The 16134-nt window shown below is 40.9% G+C and carries 18 protein-coding genes and 1 tRNA gene; 6 read left to right on the top strand and 13 right to left on the bottom strand.

Going from position 1 to position 16134, the window contains the following annotated elements:
* Positions 1–123: 123 nt before the first annotated feature.
* The 4 genes from HMPREF1150_RS06645 to HMPREF1150_RS06660 form a co-directional block, all read right to left on the bottom strand.
* A complete protein-coding gene (locus HMPREF1150_RS06645; RefSeq protein WP_009659628.1) occupies positions 124–516 on the bottom strand; it encodes a DUF1310 family protein in 393 nt (130 codons plus the stop codon).
* Between the two features lie 94 nt (positions 517–610).
* Complete coding sequence (locus HMPREF1150_RS06650) at positions 611–1012, bottom strand: DUF1310 family protein (protein ID WP_002898547.1); 402 nt, start codon at positions 1010–1012, stop codon at positions 611–613.
* Between the two features lie 45 nt (positions 1013–1057).
* Positions 1058–1450, bottom strand: coding sequence for a DUF1310 family protein (locus tag HMPREF1150_RS06655; protein WP_032905427.1), 393 nt, complete (start codon positions 1448–1450; stop codon positions 1058–1060).
* 450 nt (positions 1451–1900) lie between these two features.
* A complete protein-coding gene (locus HMPREF1150_RS06660; RefSeq protein WP_009659708.1) occupies positions 1901–2560 on the bottom strand; it encodes a hypothetical protein in 660 nt (219 codons plus the stop codon).
* A 251-nt stretch (positions 2561–2811) separates the two neighbouring features.
* On the opposite strand from HMPREF1150_RS06660, the gene HMPREF1150_RS06665 reads away from it, so the two are divergent.
* Positions 2812–5223, top strand: coding sequence for a bifunctional 2',3'-cyclic-nucleotide 2'-phosphodiesterase/3'-nucleotidase (locus HMPREF1150_RS06665; RefSeq protein ID WP_009659658.1), 2412 nt, complete (start codon positions 2812–2814; stop codon positions 5221–5223).
* A gap of 43 nt (positions 5224–5266) precedes the next feature.
* Here the strand turns inward: HMPREF1150_RS06665 and HMPREF1150_RS06670 are convergent, their stop codons facing one another.
* From HMPREF1150_RS06670 to HMPREF1150_RS06690, 5 genes are all read right to left on the bottom strand, one after another.
* Positions 5267–6019: a 16S rRNA (uracil(1498)-N(3))-methyltransferase gene (locus HMPREF1150_RS06670; protein ID WP_002916178.1), complete on the bottom strand. Its 753-nt coding sequence runs from the start codon at positions 6017–6019 to the stop codon at positions 5267–5269.
* Positions 6020–6973 carry a 50S ribosomal protein L11 methyltransferase gene (prmA, locus tag HMPREF1150_RS06675; RefSeq protein WP_009659750.1) on the bottom strand — a complete coding sequence of 318 codons (954 nt, stop codon included), beginning with the start codon at positions 6971–6973 and terminating at the stop codon, positions 6020–6022. It lies immediately after the preceding gene.
* A 142-nt stretch (positions 6974–7115) separates the two neighbouring features.
* Positions 7116–7586 carry a GNAT family N-acetyltransferase gene (locus tag HMPREF1150_RS06680; protein ID WP_002916180.1) on the bottom strand — a complete coding sequence of 157 codons (471 nt, stop codon included), beginning with the start codon at positions 7584–7586 and terminating at the stop codon, positions 7116–7118.
* Positions 7583–8035 (bottom strand): NUDIX hydrolase, encoded by a 453-nt coding sequence (locus HMPREF1150_RS06685; RefSeq protein WP_002916181.1) that lies wholly within the window; start codon positions 8033–8035, stop codon positions 7583–7585. Before HMPREF1150_RS06685 ends, HMPREF1150_RS06680 begins: the two co-directional genes overlap by 4 nt.
* A 9-nt stretch (positions 8036–8044) precedes the next feature.
* Positions 8045–8515, bottom strand: a complete 471-nt coding sequence (locus HMPREF1150_RS06690) for a DUF3013 family protein (RefSeq protein WP_009659789.1) — start codon at positions 8513–8515, stop codon at positions 8045–8047.
* An 87-nt stretch (positions 8516–8602) separates the two neighbouring features.
* Between HMPREF1150_RS06690 and HMPREF1150_RS06695 the strand changes: the two genes are divergently transcribed.
* Together HMPREF1150_RS06695 and HMPREF1150_RS06700 are read left to right on the top strand one after the other, a co-directional pair.
* Positions 8603–9871, top strand: coding sequence for a replication-associated recombination protein A (locus HMPREF1150_RS06695; protein ID WP_009659800.1), 1269 nt, complete (start codon positions 8603–8605; stop codon positions 9869–9871).
* Between the two features lie 265 nt (positions 9872–10136).
* A tRNA-Lys gene (locus tag HMPREF1150_RS06700) sits at positions 10137–10209 on the top strand.
* Positions 10210–10295: 86 nt separating this feature from the next.
* Here the strand turns inward: HMPREF1150_RS06700 and HMPREF1150_RS06705 are convergent.
* Genes HMPREF1150_RS06705 through HMPREF1150_RS11660 form a run of 4 tightly spaced genes read right to left on the bottom strand, consistent with a single transcriptional unit; the run spans position 10296 to position 12842 of the window.
* The gene (locus tag HMPREF1150_RS06705) at positions 10296–11435 is read right to left on the bottom strand and encodes a site-specific integrase (RefSeq protein WP_009659642.1); all 1140 of its coding nucleotides are present in this window, start codon (positions 11433–11435) and stop codon (positions 10296–10298) included.
* Position 11436: 1 nt separating this feature from the next.
* On the bottom strand, positions 11437–11625 hold the full coding sequence (locus HMPREF1150_RS06710) for a DUF3173 domain-containing protein (RefSeq protein ID WP_000369785.1): 189 nt from the start codon (positions 11623–11625) through the stop codon (positions 11437–11439).
* A gap of 11 nt (positions 11626–11636) precedes the next feature.
* Positions 11637–12614, bottom strand: coding sequence for a replication initiation protein (locus HMPREF1150_RS06715; RefSeq protein ID WP_009659761.1), 978 nt, complete (start codon positions 12612–12614; stop codon positions 11637–11639).
* 45 nt (positions 12615–12659) lie between these two features.
* Positions 12660–12842, bottom strand: a complete 183-nt coding sequence (locus HMPREF1150_RS11660; RefSeq protein ID WP_080558681.1) for a hypothetical protein — start codon at positions 12840–12842, stop codon at positions 12660–12662.
* A gap of 207 nt (positions 12843–13049) precedes the next feature.
* On the opposite strand from HMPREF1150_RS11660, the gene HMPREF1150_RS06720 reads away from it, so the two are divergent.
* From HMPREF1150_RS06720 to HMPREF1150_RS06730, 3 genes are all read left to right on the top strand, one after another.
* Positions 13050–13562, top strand: a complete 513-nt coding sequence (locus HMPREF1150_RS06720) for a helix-turn-helix domain-containing protein (protein ID WP_003004059.1) — start codon at positions 13050–13052, stop codon at positions 13560–13562.
* Positions 13563–13780: 218 nt separating this feature from the next.
* The gene (locus tag HMPREF1150_RS06725) at positions 13781–14296 is read left to right on the top strand and encodes an HdeD family acid-resistance protein (protein WP_009659731.1); all 516 of its coding nucleotides are present in this window, start codon (positions 13781–13783) and stop codon (positions 14294–14296) included.
* 448 nt (positions 14297–14744) lie between these two features.
* Positions 14745–15890: a low temperature requirement protein A gene (locus HMPREF1150_RS06730; protein WP_009659653.1), complete on the top strand. Its 1146-nt coding sequence runs from the start codon at positions 14745–14747 to the stop codon at positions 15888–15890.
* The last annotated feature ends 244 nt before the right edge of the window (positions 15891–16134 follow it).

Raw genomic sequence — 16134 nt, 5'->3', positions numbered from 1 at the left:
AAGACTCCTTTTAATAAAATCATCTCAAATTTACTTTTTGAAGTGAAGAGCATTCTCATAGTCAAAGTTAATATTTAGTGTGAACTCGTGTTTCAGCCAATTAAGCATTTAACTATGTATGAATTATTCCCCTACCAAAGCTTGCAAACCTGCTGATTCATCCATACCAACTGAACTTAGTTGCTCACTTCCGCCATCTTTTTGAATTCCCATTTTCCCAGCCATGCTTATACTATCATTAATGACAACATCAAACATAATACCCCCCATCGGATTATGTTTAATGGAGCTATCATCTATTTTATAAGAACGAATTTTTCCTTTCTCCGTTAAAGCATTAGGATCGATCGCTTTTAATTCTTCCACAATCAATTTCTTTACTTCCTCACTGTGAACAATCCTTGTCATCTCATTATGGAATTCTTGATTTTTGTGAGTCAAGTATATTCCTCCTACCAGACAAAGAGCTAAAAATAAACTGACAACCGATAAGATAATTTTATGTTTTTGCTTCATTAGACACTCCTACGACTATTATAATTTAGTATGTGGTATAGATTTTGCAATTCCAATTAAAGCAAGAGGTTTTCGCTATAACTAGAATAGTGAATCACTTGTCGTCACTTTCCAACAACGCCCGCAAACCTGCTGATTCAGTCATACCATCCGTACGAATTTTCCCATTCTCACCATCCATTCGAAGACCAGTCTTCCCAACCATACTTATACTATCATTAATGATAATATGAAACATAATTCCTCCCATCGGATTATGCTTAATGGAGCTATCATCTATTTTATAAGAGCGAATCTTCCCTTTGTCTGTTAACGCATTTGGATCTTTTCTTTTTAAATCTTCTTCAATCAACTCCCTCACTTCCTCACTATGGACAATTCTGAACATTTCATTCTGGAATTCTTGGTTTTTGTGAGCTAAGTAGAGACCTACTCCTATGCAAGCAGCCACAAACAAGCTGATAACTGATAAGATAATTTTATGTTTTTTCTTCATACGTTCACCTCTAAAAAAAGAAATCTCCTTATGGCTATTTGGCTGTCACTCCTCTAGTAACTTCTGAAGACCTTTTGACCTATCCATACCAACAGTTCGTATGTCCTCATTCTCTCCATATTTTCTAAGGCCAGTTGACCCAACAATATCAGGGTCATCATTAATGACAATATCAAACATGATGCCACCCATTGGATTGTGACGAATGCTCCTATCATCAATTTTATAGGATTGAATTTTCCCCTTATCCGTTAAAGCATGAGAATCTAATTTTTTTAATTTCTTTTCTATTAGATTCTTCACTTCCTTACTATGAACAATTCTGAACATTTCATTTTGAAATTCTTGATTTTTATGAGCTAGGTAGAGGCCTACTCCCAGCAATATCAGTACACTTAGGCCAATAAGCCCCATAATCCTGTTTCTTCTCTTAGACATATAAACACTCCTCAATCTATATCAGTTTCATTATATAATATATTTTCCCAAAAGCAAAAACCCGCCTTAAACGGGCGGGTTGTGGTGAAGAAAGTGAAGAACTTCTTCCTTGATAAATTGACAATAAGCGTAGACAAGGTAGCAAGTAGATGCCACACCTAAAAGGGCGACAAACAACTCAAATAAGGCAAACATAGTCATGGTGAACCTCCTCTCCTTATCAGGCAAAGAATGCAGATACGCTTCCCAGCTTGGACAGTCTGATTTTTTCCGTTTTATTTTCCTTTCCGACTTACCCAGGTGAGCTCATCACTATTATACCAAAACACGAAAGCAGATACAAGGCAGTGAGACAGTTGTTCCTAACAATGATTTTATCAAAATAGATAACATGCTAAATTTGAAGCATCAAACGTAGGAATGTCACTGTTAACAAATTTTTTTCTCCTCTTAATTTGACACGGTTTCTCTAAATGAGTAAACATTATCATAGTTGACAGTTACTGAATAATAGTAATAATCGTCGTTTCTGTTTGAGCTTCCAAAACCTAAAGTTGCCTGCTCTCTTTCATTTTTGTGAAAATACTGATTGATAGTTTGATTTTGAATCGAATAATCAATATCAAACGCCCCGTTGTTGCCATTATAACTTTTGGATTTCATAGATAAAGAAGATAGAAAAGACTGATTAATCGTTAACTTTTGAAATAAGAATCCATCAAAAGGCCATAATTCTTTCGCTTTCTCCTTATCAGAAAAGATAAATTTCCCATCTATATAATCAACTCTTATTGTTTCTTCTGGCTTTTCAGTAATATCTTCAGAAGTCCATGTCTTGGTTAGCACTCCAGAAATTGTGTGATTGCTACTATCCCCTTGTAAAGACATTTCGATAAGATAAGTCCCACGTTTGATATACACTTGCTCTACTTTAAACCCATCCGGAAATTGCTTAAACAAATCAAATAGATTTTCAGTAGGATAGACGCGACTCACTTCAGCTACCTTATTCTCAATCCAATCTCGGCTGCCCCTCTTTTCTCCACATCCTATTAATCCTATCATGACTCCCCCTAAAAGTAATATTTTGAGAAAAATCCGTTTTTTCATGATATTTTCCTTATTTATTATACTCACCAAAGTAACTTATTTCAGTCACTGTATAGTGTACTATAAATTTTTGAAACTCTATTTTATTCTACCTCCATCTAATCATTCACTTATCCGCTGATGTCTTCATTCAGTATTTTCAAACCAATGTTAGAAAGCATAAAAGCTCTATACTGGAAATTTCTTCTTGATGAGAGCGCTTTAATATAGTATAATATAAGTCTGAAATTCATTTTAACAAAGGAGATATTATGTCCAAATCATCCCTTCAAAAAACGGTTGTGCTTTTGAGCGCAGCGGCTCTTGCGGCAGCTGTAAATGCTGTTCAGGCTGATGAGAATACTGCACCAGTCGCTGCTAATCCTGCTGCAGTAGAAAGCAGCGCAGCGGAAGCAAAACCAACGACTGCTGCAAATTCTACTGAAGCTACTGCGACACCAGAGAGCACGGAGCCTAGCTCTGCTATTTCCCCAGAAAATGCTGGTGGAAATATCGATGCTCTGATGGCTATGGCTCGCAATGTAGCAGCTACTGAGGATACTAAACCCGTGGAGGGACAGACTGTCGATCTTCGTATCTTGGCAACGACCGACCTCCATACCAACTTGGTCAACTACGACTACTATCAGGACAAGCCGGTGGAGACTTTGGGACTGGCTAAAACAGCCGTGCTAATCGAGAAGGCCAAGAAAGAAAATCCAAACGTCCTCTTGGTAGACAATGGCGATACCATCCAAGGAACGCCGCTTGGAACCTATAAGGCAATTGTAGATCCTGTGGAGAAGGGCGAACAGCATCCTATGTACGCTGCTCTGCAGGCTCTGGGCTTTGAAGCTGGTACGCTTGGGAACCATGAGTTTAACTACGGTCTGGATTATCTGAACCGCGTGATTGAGACAGCTGGCTTGCCTATTGTCAATGCCAATGTGCTGGATCCAGCGACTGGTAAATTCATCTATCAGCCTTACAAAATCATCGAAAAGACCTTTACGGATACTCAGGGCCGCTTGACGACTGTCAAGATTGGTGTGACCGGGATTGTACCGCCTCAAATCCTCAACTGGGATAAGGCGAACCTAGAAGGAAAAGTGGTCGTTCGCGATTCTGTTGAAGCTATTCGAGACATTATTCCTGAGATGCGCAAGGCAGGTGCAGACATCACTTTGGTGCTTTCTCACTCTGGTATCGGAGATGACAAGTATGAAAAAGGCGAGGAAAATGAAGGCTATCAAATCGCTAGCCTGCCAGGTGTGGATGCTGTTGTAACGGGCCACTCCCACGCCGAATTCCCAAGCGGAAACGGAAGCGGCTTCTACGAAAAATATCCTGGCGTAGACGGTGTCAACGGTAAAATCAACGGTACTCCAGTAACCATGGCTGGAAAATACGGAGACCATCTGGGCGTCATCGACCTCAAGCTGAACTATACCGACGGCAAATGGAAAGTCACTGACAGCAAAGGCTCCATCCGCAAGGTGGATACTAAGTCTAATGTAGCCGATCAGCGCGTCATTGACATTGCTAAGGAATCCCATCAAGGGACTATCAACTATGTCCGCCAGCAAGTCGGCACTACGACTGCACCGATTACAAGCTACTTCTCTCTGGTCAAAGACGATCCATCTGTGCAAATCGTCAACAATGCCCAGCTTTGGTATGCTAAGCAAGAGCTGGCTGGCACGCCTGAAGCCAACCTTCCCATTCTGTCTGCAGCTGCTCCTTTCAAGGCAGGAACTCGTGGGGATGCAACGGCCTACACAGACATTCCAGCTGGCCCTATTGCTATAAAGAATGTAGCAGACCTCTATCTCTACGATAATGTCACAGCTATCCTCAAGGTCAACGGTGCCCAGCTCAAAGAATGGTTGGAAATGTCAGCTGGCCAGTTCAACACCATTGACCCAAACAATAGCCAACCACAAAATCTGGTCAATACTGACTACCGGACTTATAACTTTGATGTTATCGACGGTGTTACCTATGAGTTTGACATCACCCAGCCGAACAAATACGACCGCGAAGGCAAACTGGCCAACCCAAATGCCAGTCGGGTCCGCAACCTGAAATACCAAGGCAAGGAGATTGACCCCAATCAGGAATTTATCGTCGTGACCAACAACTACCGGTCTAACGGTAACTTCCCTGGTGTTCGAGAAGCCAGCCTCAACCGTCTGCTCAATCTGGAAAATCGCCAAGCTATCATCAACTATATCTTAGCTGTCAAAAATATCAATCCAAGTGCAGATCAAAACTGGCATTTCGCTGATACCATCAAGGGACTGGACCTGCGCTTCCTGACAGCTGATAAGGCCAAGAACTTGATTGGTACTGACGGAGACATCGTCTATCTAGCGGCATCTGCCCAAGAAGGATTCGGTGAATACAAATTCGTCTACGTCGCACCGAAAACTGAACCAGTGCCTATTGAGCAGCCAAGCTCTCCGACTATCGCAGTCGAAGCAGCCAACCTGCAGTATAGCAGAGTAGACTTCCCTGTCTTGACTGCTGTTGACCCTAGCACAAACAAGCAAGCGTCCCACAGACAGGCAGGAGCAGAAAGCCTCCCAGCAACCGGAGAAAGGACGTCCTCACTCGGACTCTTGGGACTTGTCATGACCGGACTTGCAGGAATCTTCGCCTTCAAAAAACGAGAAAGACAATAATGATTAAAAAATCAGCAGCCAAGATGGTTGCTGATTTTGCTTTTTAGAGACTGTCATTGCTTAATTCCAACAAAACACTAACTGCCGTCAAGGCATAAAGCGGAGCTGTTTCAGCCCGCAGGATACGTGGACCTAGACCAGCGGAGATAGCACCTGCTTGGCCAAAGGCGTCTATTTCATCTGGCGATAGACCGCCCTCCGGTCCGAAGATAAAGAGAACTTTTGCGCCAGCTTCCAAGCCAGACAGAGCTCGGACTAGAGCTGCAGATTCTCCTTCTTTGGCCGATTCCTCATAGGCCACGATGATGCGGTCAAAGTCTGTCAAGGCTGCCAGAAAGTCTACCTTTTTATCAAAGAACCGAATCTCAGGAATCAGATTGCGCTTGCTCTGCTCTGCTGCTCCCTGAGCAATTTTCTCTAGCTTTTCACTCTTTTTAGCCAGCTTTTTACCATCCCACTTGGCCACCGACCAGTCCGCTGGGAAAGCCCAGATAGCACTGGCTCCTAGCTCCGTTACCTTCTGAGTGATGAATTCCAACTTATCGCCCTTAGGAAAGCCTGAAGCAATGGTCACTTGAACTGGCAACTCTGTATTGTCTGCCAGCTCCTCCAAGATTTCCAAGCTCTGCTGGCCGGGGTCTAACACCCGAGCCAGCCGTTTCATGCCATCATCAAAAATCAGTGTGACTTGGTCACCCTCTTTGAGCCGCATGACTGAAAACATATGTTTGGCCGTATCCTTATCCGTGACCACCAGAGGGGACTGAGGACTTCCTTTTATAAAATACTGCTGCATCTAACCACCTATCACGCCTGAAATGTCCTGCGTTTTCTTAAAGACACAGGCATTCCATTCGCCCTGAATCATATGCGTTTCCAGGAAAAATCCTGCCGCTTCCGCTGACTCGCGCACCATTTCCCACTTCTCAGAAATAATCCCACTCATAATCAGATAGCCCTCATCCTTGACCAGACGGTAGGCATCCTCTGTCAGATGGATGAGAATATCGGCCAAAATGTTGGCAACAATGACATCCGCCGCAATTTCTACGCCTCGGAGAAGATCACCTGGTGCCACATGGATGTTCTCCATACCTGGATTGAGCTCAATATTTTCCTGAGCCACGCGCACTGCCACCTCGTCCAAATCATAGGCGTAGATGTCCTTAACGCCTAAGAGTGAGCTGGCAATGGAGAGAACGCCGCTGCCCGTGCCTACATCCAACACCGTTTCACCGCCCCGCAGGACCTGCTCCAGCGCAAAGAGGCTCATCTTGGTCGTCGGGTGAGTGCCCGTACCGAAGGCCATGCCAGGATCCAGCGTGATAATCTTCTCACCAGCTGTCGCCTCATACTCCGTCCATGACGGCACAATAGTCAAGTCGTGGGTGATCCGAGCCGGCTCAAAGTACTTCTTCCAGTTGTCCGCCCAGTCTTCCTCAGCCAGTTCCTGCCGAGTCAGCTGAATATTTCCCGTCTCCAAGCCGAAGCCATCCAGCTCAGCCAGACGCTCATTGGCCTGAGCCGCAACAGCCTCTATATCCACCGAATCCGGGTAGTAGCCGGTAATCTTGACCCGATCGCTCTGCTCCACTTCTGGAAAAAGCTCACCATACTGGTCAACCTGCCCCAGATAATCTGCGCTGTCATCGATAGCCACGCCCTGACTGCCCAGCTCAATCAGAATATTAGAGGCTGCTTCTTCCGCCTCACGCTTCACTTCAATCGTTAATTCCTGCCAAGTGTCCATTATTAAATACCAGGCCCGTAAAACACAGAGCCAAAATAGGAAATTCTCTGATGACGCTTGCGTCTATGAGAACCTTATCTTTTTGGCACAATGTTTAGGGCAGATTCAGTTTAAAAATTTAACTGAACAATCCTTTCTTTGTTTATTTCATTGTCTTCGTCATGTAGACCATATCCATGCCCTCTTTTTCGGGCTCAGTATGGGTCTGATGATAGCCATTTTTCTCATAAAAAGCCACCATGCCTTTATCCTGGAAAACCGTACACAAATCCCATCTGATAACGGTGGAGAATTTCTCCTCAATCAGACCAAGGCCTTCAGAACCATATCCTTTATTCTGGTACTCTGGCAAAATCGCTACGGTTCCAATCCAGCCTGCTGTCTGTTCGTCATTTGTATTCAAGCGAATAAAGCCAAGAATCTTCTCGTCGTCTTTGACAAAATAATAAAAACTATTGGGCCGCTCAACCAGCTTCCAGCGAATCCGCTCTCGCTCCTCCAGATAGGGGTCGTATTGATCCTGATATTTTTCATAAACGGCCTTAAAACTCGCTCGCTGAATGGCAATAATGGTCTCTAAATCCTCAGCTCCCGCCCGCTCAATATGAATCATGCTCGCACCTCCAAATAATCTCTCAACCTGTCCTGTAGCTGCGGAATAACCTTTTTATCTGCTAAAAACTGGCGAATATCCATCATCTGATAAGCCTGCCCCTCATCGCCAAAGACGATGCTGGCACATTCTTCCTGAGTGATGGTTCCCACCATAAAAATCGAGGTTTTGGCTGGATCAAGCATGCCTTGATATTCCTTAGCCCAGACAATAGCTACTTCTTCAAGCTTCAAACCAAGCTCTTCGAAAACTTCTCTTTGAACACATTCAAAGGGGGTCTCCTCGTTCTCTCGGCCACCGCCTGGCAGCTCCCACATATTGGGCCAAGGAATAGTTGAAATATCGTCTCGCAAGATAGTCAGTAGCTTATCATCACAGAGCAAGGCAATCTTGCAGCCAGAAAACTCCATCTGTTTGTGCAGCAAATCTAGTCCTTCTTCATCTGCCATCAGCGCCTCCTAATACCTTGGATAGGGATAAAAATCTGTCTCAGTCAAATCCGCTCTGCCATTTTCAAAAGCCTCAGCATTCCAAGCCATCTCAAACTCTGCCGCCTCTGGATCTGCTAAGAAGTCCATGAGTGCATCGAGACCAGACTCAGCCGTTTGGGTTAGGAAATCCACGAAATAAGCCAGAAACTCCAGTGACAGCCCCTTCTTCGGCTCATAGGGCAGGGCAGCCAGATAGTTCTCTGCCTCAAAACGAGACTTGGTCGGATTGTAGAAAAGTACGGCTTCCTCAAAGTAAATATCCTCAGCCGAGACATTGCCCTCAGCATCAACCGTCTCAATACCGCCTGGATTTTGAACCTCAAGGAGAAAGGCAAGCTCGACTGCGTGATTCTTCTTGTCCCAGTTTATCTCATAGTCAAAAGGAAAGCTCTTCCCCATTTCCTCGTCCAATATCTCCAAAAAACCGTACTTAGTCATGATTTCCTCTTTTCATTGTGATAAAATATTACTATCTACAATAGTAACACAAAAAGCCAAGAAAAACACTTGCAGAAAGGAAATCTTATGCCAGAAAACCTCGCCCTGCGCTTGCGGCCGACCGATATTGATCAGATTATCGGCCAGCAACATCTGGTCGGACCCGGGAAAATCATCCGTCGCATGGTTGAAGCCAACCGCCTGTCCTCGATGATTCTCTACGGGCCACCCGGCATTGGCAAAACCTCTATCGCCTCGGCTATCGCCGGCACAACTAAATATGCTTTCCGGACCTTTAATGCCACCGTAGATAGCAAGAAGCGCCTGCAAGAAATCGCCGAGGAAGCTAAATTTTCCGGCGGACTGGTGCTCCTACTTGACGAGATTCACCGTTTGGACAAGACCAAGCAAGACTTTCTTCTACCGCTATTAGAAAGCGGTCTAGTCATCATGATTGGAGCGACGACAGAAAATCCTTTCTTTTCTGTCACTCCTGCTATCCGAAGTCGGGTTCAGATATTTGAGCTAGAGCCCCTCAGCAACGACGACATCCGGACAGCCATTCAGCTAGCCTTGACGGATAAGGAGCGAGGATTTGATTTTCCAGTGGAGCTAGACGATGATGCTCTGGATTTCATTGCCTTCTCTACCAACGGAGACCTGCGCTCCGCCTATAATTCACTGGACCTAGCCGTACTCTCTACCCCAGAAGATGGCAAGGGTATTCGCCACATCACGCTTGATGTCATGGAAAACAGCCTGCAAAAGAGCTACATCACCATGGATAAGGACGGGGATGGCCATTACGATGCCCTCTCTGCCCTACAGAAGTCCATCCGTGGCTCCGATGTCAATGCCAGTCTCCACTACGCAGCTCGGCTCGTTGAGGCAGGGGACCTGCCTAGCCTAGCTCGACGCTTGACCGTTATTGCTTACGAGGATATTGGTCTGGCAAATCCTGACGCTCAAGTCCATACCGTTACAGCTCTGGAAGCAGCTCAGCGGATCGGCTTTCCTGAAGCTCGCATCCTCATTGCCAATATTGTTATCGATCTGGCTCTATCGCCCAAGTCCAACTCAGCCTATCTAGCCATGGACAAGGCCCTAGCTGACTTACGAAAGAATGGAAACCTACCCATTCCCCGCCACTTACGTGACGGCCACTATGCCGGCAGTAAGGAACTGGGAAACGCACAGAACTATCTCTACCCTCACTCCTATCCTGGCAATTGGGTCAAGCAGGACTATCTACCTGACAAGATAAAAGATGCCAATTATTTCACTCCTAATGAGAATGGTAAATACGAGCGAGCCCTTGGAATAACGAAGGATAAGATTGACGACTTAAAAAAATGATGACATCGTTTGCAAAAAATCACATTTTTCTCTTGAATTTTTCAAAATTTATGGTATTATAATTATAGAAACGCTGTGGTGTACGACTTCACACTTAAGTGTTGACCGACTATTTTTTGTATTATTAGGGAAACAAAAGACTTCTAACAGCATGCAAGCCGTGTCACGCGGAAGCAGCTTCAGTTAGAGCGAGTTGCCCACCTGCTTAATTGCGCGGGTTCAATACAAATCGTGAAGGTCCGGCACCAATACAGCTTTTTCTATTGCCTCCTTAGCTCAGCTGGCAGAGCAGCGGACTCTTAATCCGTGGGTCGCAGGTTCGATCCCTGCAGGGGGCATCTAAATCAACAGGAAAAAGCCTTGATTTATAAGGCTTTTTTGCTTGTCTATAACTGATTTGCCCCATCATTTGCCCCACATTTTTTTATGAGCAATCTTTCCAAACATCTCTAATTTGATTAAATTCTTCAAAAATTTTCTCTTCTAAAGTGTGTCCATATACTTCTACTAACATTGAAATATCTCTATGCCCTAGAATTTTTGCAATAACTCCAAGGTCAAATCCTTTGTGCCAGAGGTAGCTTCCATAGGTATGACGTGCTCCTTTTGTCGTGATAATTGGATAAATATCTAATTCATTTAAAAGAACACTCAAAGCTTTATTGACACTTGCAATATCTGGTACCAAGTGAATATATCCATAATGCTGAAAAATCATTTTATACCTATTCTTGATTCCTAGCTCTTTATTAGCCTTCTCTTGTTCAATTTTTAGAAATTGTAATATCTTAATACATTCTTCGTCTATCGGTACCATCCGAATAGACGTTTTGTTTTTTGGAGGGACAAATTTATGAGAAAGGGTATTAAACCTCCTATATGTTTTTAGCAGTCCTCTGTCAAAGTCAACTTCATTCCAAGTTAACGCTATTAACTCTCCAAATCTCATGCCTGTTTTTAATAGAAAATAGACGATATAAGGAACAATTGAACGTTGGTAATCAAATTTTCTCTTTACTGCTAAAAGTAAATCCAGATAGTCCTTTTCGGTATGTAAATATTTCTCTTCCGTCATCTGTTGTTCTTTGGATGAAAATAACTCGACATGTTGTGTAAAATCATCTATTAGAACTTTGTCGGCAATTGCCATTTGGATGCTCTGATGAATCCCAGTATTCAATCTACCAAGAAAATTTCTACCAACTGTTTGCCCATACTTATTCATTATTCTTTGGTATTCACTCGCACGAATTTGAGTGACTTTTTTATTTCCAAATAATCTTTCAATTGTGTTTTTACGGAGAAGATATTTTTTCTTTGTCTCTTCCGACCTACTACTCGGTAGAATTTTTAATTCAAGCCATTCTTGATATAGATCTACAAGAGAAATATCTCTAGAAATTCTTTTTCCTAAACGAAGTTCTTGCAGAATCGGTTCAGCTTCTGACTCTGCAAGTTTTTTTGTTTTAAAACCGCTATTATGAACAACAGTTTTTCCTTCGTTACGAATTTCATAGGTCCATAAGTTACTATCTCCTCGCTTTCGGTAACGAACACTTGCCATATTACGCCACCTCTGTTCCTAGAATCTCATTTACAACACTTTTGGGAACAACCATCAAACGTTTGCGATTATAAAATGTATAGCCTCGTGATACAAGTAATTCTCTTGCCTGATGAATGATATCATTCGCTGTATGAGGGCGATAGCCCATTTCAATTAATTCTTTGTTACTAATTAAATTATTGTCCATAGTTATCCTCCTTATTTATTTCCTAAATTCAGAAACTCACCTACAAGTAGTTGTAATTCTGTATTTAATTTAGGGAGATTCTGTATTAATACTTCTTTTAATTCTTCCGCAAATTGGTTCGTTTCTTCTCTCAATAGTTTGCGGACTCTTGTTTTTTTCTTTTTGATGCTGTCTGATTTTAAATTTGGAAAAGCCAATGATAACAGTTCAGGATTGTTGAGAAAGATAATTGTAAATGCTCTTTGCTCTACTCGAATATGTTCTAGCTTATAAAATCCGAAATTATCAAGTCGATTCATAATATCTTGGACCATCTCCTCACCAATCGCTTTAGTTCTGAGTTGGAACTCTAGTCTCCACCAGAACGGATTTACATCCAAATCTAGCTTCTCTTCTCGCTTGTGAGCAATGATTTCTTTATTCTTATCATATAACCTAACTTGTACATTACTACCGCTAGAACCCCAATATTTCGTCTCTAATTCACCCCCTCTACCATAGAAGGCCTTATGGGTAACACCACCTTTAATATGTTGCAAATTAACGATTTCAGGCCTGTTGAAAATGTCAAATGCCAAATCAAAACGAGACAAGCGTACCGTCAATGAATTCAATCTAGCAAAGTACATTAATTGCCTCCATACTTTCATTCCGCCAAATTCTTTTAAAGTATTAGGATTAAAATCAATTCGAATCAATTGCTCATTTCCATAAGTGGATAATTGGAAAAATATAATATTGATTGAATCATACTCATTAAAATCTTTAGCTAAAGTAAATACATCATCTCGTACGTTATCATGTATTTCAAATGAATCAACTCTTGTACTTATTGCCTGTTTCAGATTTTTGAAAATTCGTCTTAGGGAACCAATGTCTGTATCCCAGATAACCGTTAATCTATCAATACTGACATCTATCCGCTGTACTAATTCTCCTACATCACATCGTTCTTGAGTACTTCTTAAATCTTGTATAGAAACCAACAAAATTGTCCCCCCTTCTTTTAGATTTTTTAGGTCTCGGAAACACCGTCAAATCAACGTTTGTTCGTTCCGTCGTTCTTTGGACGTTGTCCTAAGTGTCCCTTTTTGCTGGCTGTTAGAATAGCCAGCTTTTGCTTGGCTAGAAATTGTCTGGACGGCAGTCTGCAGGACTTCGCCTGACTTTCCGTCAGGCTCGTCCCTTGTCCTTGTCCACACAATTTCTAGCTCCAAGGCTTCGAATAGTCATAAGTCATAGTCTCATCCTCAACTTCCTCCTCACTCACTGTCCCTAAACTTATGAACTATTTTTTATCATTTATAACTTATTTCTAAGTTATAAATATATTTTATAAAAAATATTTGGGCAAGTCAACTAAAAACTTGATTTGTAAGTTTATAGGTGATAAAATAAGTTAAAAATAAAAATAGGAGTTTCCCATGACCTTTATTATTCAAAATTTTGGACCCAATTTGGCACGATTGCGCATAGAAAAAGGAGTAAGCCAAACTCAACTAGCTGAAGATTTAGGAATCGGTAAACAGTCCATCTCTGATTACGAAAAACAAAAAAGCTATCCTACCTTTGCAAATTTAGATAAGATAGCAGAATATTTTAATGCAACTCCAACTCAACTTTTTGGAACTAGTAAAGAGATTGAATTAGAAAAGAGTGTTCTTGAATCGAATGAATACTCTGATAAAGTAAGTGAGATCTTAAAGGCTGTCAAATACATCGAACATTTTCTAGAAACTGATGGACAGTACTTAGAGGATTTACTTTACTTAACAAGAGGCAACCAACTATACACAGAAGATGGAGATGAGTTGTATATTGATCCAACTTCTCAGAAAAGAACACTTCATAACCAATATGAACCTGGTTTTATTGAAGCAAGGGATAAATCTCCACTAGAACTCTTAATTGAAAATAAGGAATTGTTTGATAAATAGAAAAAGCGAGGATAACCTCGCTTCAGATTGAAGTTAAAATCTTTAGAAGACACTTTTATAAGGACTTTGTCTTCAATCTGTGAAAAGGAGTGAAAACTCCTTTTCTTTTTGTAAGTCAGACTGAAACTTCCAAATTGTTTATTTATTTTATTGACATTTTCTATAAAAATAAGTACAATAGTTTTATTAGCAAACTATACTATATAGGAGGTATTGAAATGAAATTTTCTAATCGTTTACTGCTATTCCTTGCAGGAGTTGTTTTTGTCCTTTTAGGACTTTTCCTATTTACAAACCCAGTAGCTAATCTTGTTGCTTACAGCTGGTGGATTTCATTTGGTTTACTGGTTTCTTCTATAGCAGCTATTTTAGGCTATTTCTCTGCACCAAAAGAGCTTCGCTCACCTGTTTATCTTTTCCAAGGATTTGTTAGTCTTCTCTTAGCTCTTTACCTCGTTGCTTATGGCTTTGTGACCCTGCCGGTCGTCATTCCGACCATTGTAGGAATTTGGTTAATTGTAGAAGCCATTATTGCTTTCTTTAAAGGCAATCGTCTAAGATTGATTTTCCCTATTATTGGTAGCAATATCATGTGGGTAGCCTTGCTTGAATTTTTACTAGGTCTAGTGATTCTGTTCAATCCAGTGGCTACAGGTGTCTTTATCGTTTATGTCATTGCCTTTTCATTTTTAGTTACTGGCTTCACCTACATTATTGAGGCCTTTCGTAAATAGTCTAGTTGCTATTTCTATCGCATTCAAAAAAGCTGGGAAATCATATTCTCAGCTTTTTCGTCTCTTTACCTAACAAGAGGCAACCAACTATACACAGAAGATGGAAAAGAGTTGTATATTGATCCAACTTCTCAGAAAAGAACACTTCATAACCAATATGAACCTGGTTTTATTGAAGCAAGAGATAAATCTCCACTAGAGCTCTTAATTGAAAATAAGGAGCTATTAGATTAAATAAAAAAAGCGAGGATATCCTCGCTTTTCTATTGTAAAATCTTATTCTTCATTATCAATCATCAAACACTCTGCCTGTGAGTTGGTACATGAGGTAAATGTGCTCCAAGGTTTTGACAATTCGCGTCACATGAAGTTATTTAAGCATCTCCTTTTCTCTCATTACCATTTTCTGTTATAATAAATTGTACTTCTAGAATAGAAAGGACTTAAGATGACAACTCTTATTAAACATAAACGTGTAGAATTTTCAGAACTTTTTTATGACCTAGTTTTTGTTTTTGCAATTTCAAAAGCAACTACTTTAATTGAGCATCTTCATAACGGTATTTTGACTTGGAATTCTTTCCTTGATTTTTTCATGGCTGTTTTGGTTCTCACTGATTCATGGATGATTCAAACCGTTTATACCAATCGCTATGGAAAGAACTCTTTATTTAACATGGTAATCATGTTTATCAAAATGGGACTTTTACTCTTTATAGCCAATATGATTGGACCTGATTGGCAACAATATTTTCATTATCTTTGTTGGGCTGTTGGTACATTAACCTTTACCTTATTTTTACAATATTTGGTTGAATTTTTTAGAAAATCAACCGATAATGTTGAACGGGAAAGTATCAAAGGTTTTCTATGGATAACAGGTCTACGAAGTTTAGAAATCTATCTAGCAGCTCTTCTTCCTATTTACATTGGAGTCTATATCCTTTATGCTAGTATTCTGCTAACATTTATTATGCCAAGTATCTTGCTTAATAAAGATAAGCATTACCAGGTAAATCTCCCCCATTTAATCGAGCGCATCTCCCTTCTTGTCATTATTATGTTTGGAGAGATGATTACGGAGCTAGCTAACTTCTTTACAATCGAGAATTTCTCGATTTATTCGGTTCTTTATTTCATTATTATGATTTCTCTGTTCTTGTTTTATTTTGGTCAATTCGACCATGCTATTGATGAAAAATCTAATCAAAAGGGGCTATTTCTAATTTACAGTCACTATCCTATTTTCATTGGGCTTATGATGATGACTGTATCAATGAGTTTTCTTCTGAATCCTGAAGCTAATCGTCTCTTTGCAACCAGCTTCTCTTATATCGGATTTGGCCTCTTTCAAGCTGCTGTCCTAGCAAATGGGCCCTATAACAAACACTATCTTCGCTATTCGAAAAGTTACTACTGTGTCCAAGCTACACTCTATCTGGCTGCCTTGATTCTCTCTTTAATCTTTGCTTCTAATCCTATAATAGTAGTAAGTATTACAACCATTTTAGCTCTAGCTATAGCTATTCATTCTATTTATTTTTATATGACACAGAATAAAAAATATTCCAAATCTAACTGGGGGTTCTTTTAATGAGTTTATAACATAAAAAAGCTTTGGGAACCAAGGCTTTATATGATATCAATCACCGACCACGAAAATGTTTAGCTTACAGAACTGCTAGTGAAGCTCTAGAGGATGAGTTCGAGTAAATGTTGCACTTATTCTTGCAATTTATCATTTACTTGATGCACGAACTCGATATTTTTTTCGTTAATTTGTTTTTGCCCCACTTTTGCCCCATTTTTAAATCCTGACATTGAAAATACCTAAAAGT

The organism is Streptococcus sp. AS14 (assembly GCF_000286495.1).
Classification (GTDB): domain Bacteria; phylum Bacillota; class Bacilli; order Lactobacillales; family Streptococcaceae; genus Streptococcus; species Streptococcus sanguinis_P.
The sequence above is the reverse complement of the archived record's forward strand: the minus strand, read 5'-3'. Positions and strand labels throughout refer to the sequence as shown.

Coding starts and splice junctions, on each gene's coding strand:
- HMPREF1150_RS06665 (WP_009659658.1), top strand. CDS start 2,812: ATGTCCAAATCATCCCTTCAAAAAACGGTTGTGCTTTTGAGCGCAGCG.
- HMPREF1150_RS06725 (WP_009659731.1), top strand. CDS start 13,781: ATGAAATTTTCTAATCGTTTACTGCTATTCCTTGCAGGAGTTGTTTTT.
- HMPREF1150_RS06730 (WP_009659653.1), top strand. CDS start 14,745: ATGACAACTCTTATTAAACATAAACGTGTAGAATTTTCAGAACTTTTT.
- HMPREF1150_RS06720 (WP_003004059.1), top strand. CDS start 13,050: ATGACCTTTATTATTCAAAATTTTGGACCCAATTTGGCACGATTGCGC.
- HMPREF1150_RS06645 (WP_009659628.1), bottom strand. CDS start 516: ATGAAGCAAAAACATAAAATTATCTTATCGGTTGTCAGTTTATTTTTA.
- HMPREF1150_RS06685 (WP_002916181.1), bottom strand. CDS start 8,035: ATGGCAGATGAAGAAGGACTAGATTTGCTGCACAAACAGATGGAGTTT.
- HMPREF1150_RS06705 (WP_009659642.1), bottom strand. CDS start 11,435: ATGGCAAGTGTTCGTTACCGAAAGCGAGGAGATAGTAACTTATGGACC.
- prmA (WP_009659750.1), bottom strand. CDS start 6,973: ATGGACACTTGGCAGGAATTAACGATTGAAGTGAAGCGTGAGGCGGAA.
- HMPREF1150_RS06650 (WP_002898547.1), bottom strand. CDS start 1,012: ATGAAGAAAAAACATAAAATTATCTTATCAGTTATCAGCTTGTTTGTG.
- HMPREF1150_RS06690 (WP_009659789.1), bottom strand. CDS start 8,515: ATGACTAAGTACGGTTTTTTGGAGATATTGGACGAGGAAATGGGGAAG.
- HMPREF1150_RS06695 (WP_009659800.1), top strand. CDS start 8,603: ATGCCAGAAAACCTCGCCCTGCGCTTGCGGCCGACCGATATTGATCAG.
- HMPREF1150_RS06660 (WP_009659708.1), bottom strand. CDS start 2,560: ATGAAAAAACGGATTTTTCTCAAAATATTACTTTTAGGGGGAGTCATG.
- HMPREF1150_RS06655 (WP_032905427.1), bottom strand. CDS start 1,450: ATGTCTAAGAGAAGAAACAGGATTATGGGGCTTATTGGCCTAAGTGTA.
- HMPREF1150_RS06670 (WP_002916178.1), bottom strand. CDS start 6,019: ATGCAGCAGTATTTTATAAAAGGAAGTCCTCAGTCCCCTCTGGTGGTC.
- HMPREF1150_RS06680 (WP_002916180.1), bottom strand. CDS start 7,586: ATGATTCATATTGAGCGGGCGGGAGCTGAGGATTTAGAGACCATTATT.
- HMPREF1150_RS06710 (WP_000369785.1), bottom strand. CDS start 11,625: ATGGACAATAATTTAATTAGTAACAAAGAATTAATTGAAATGGGCTAT.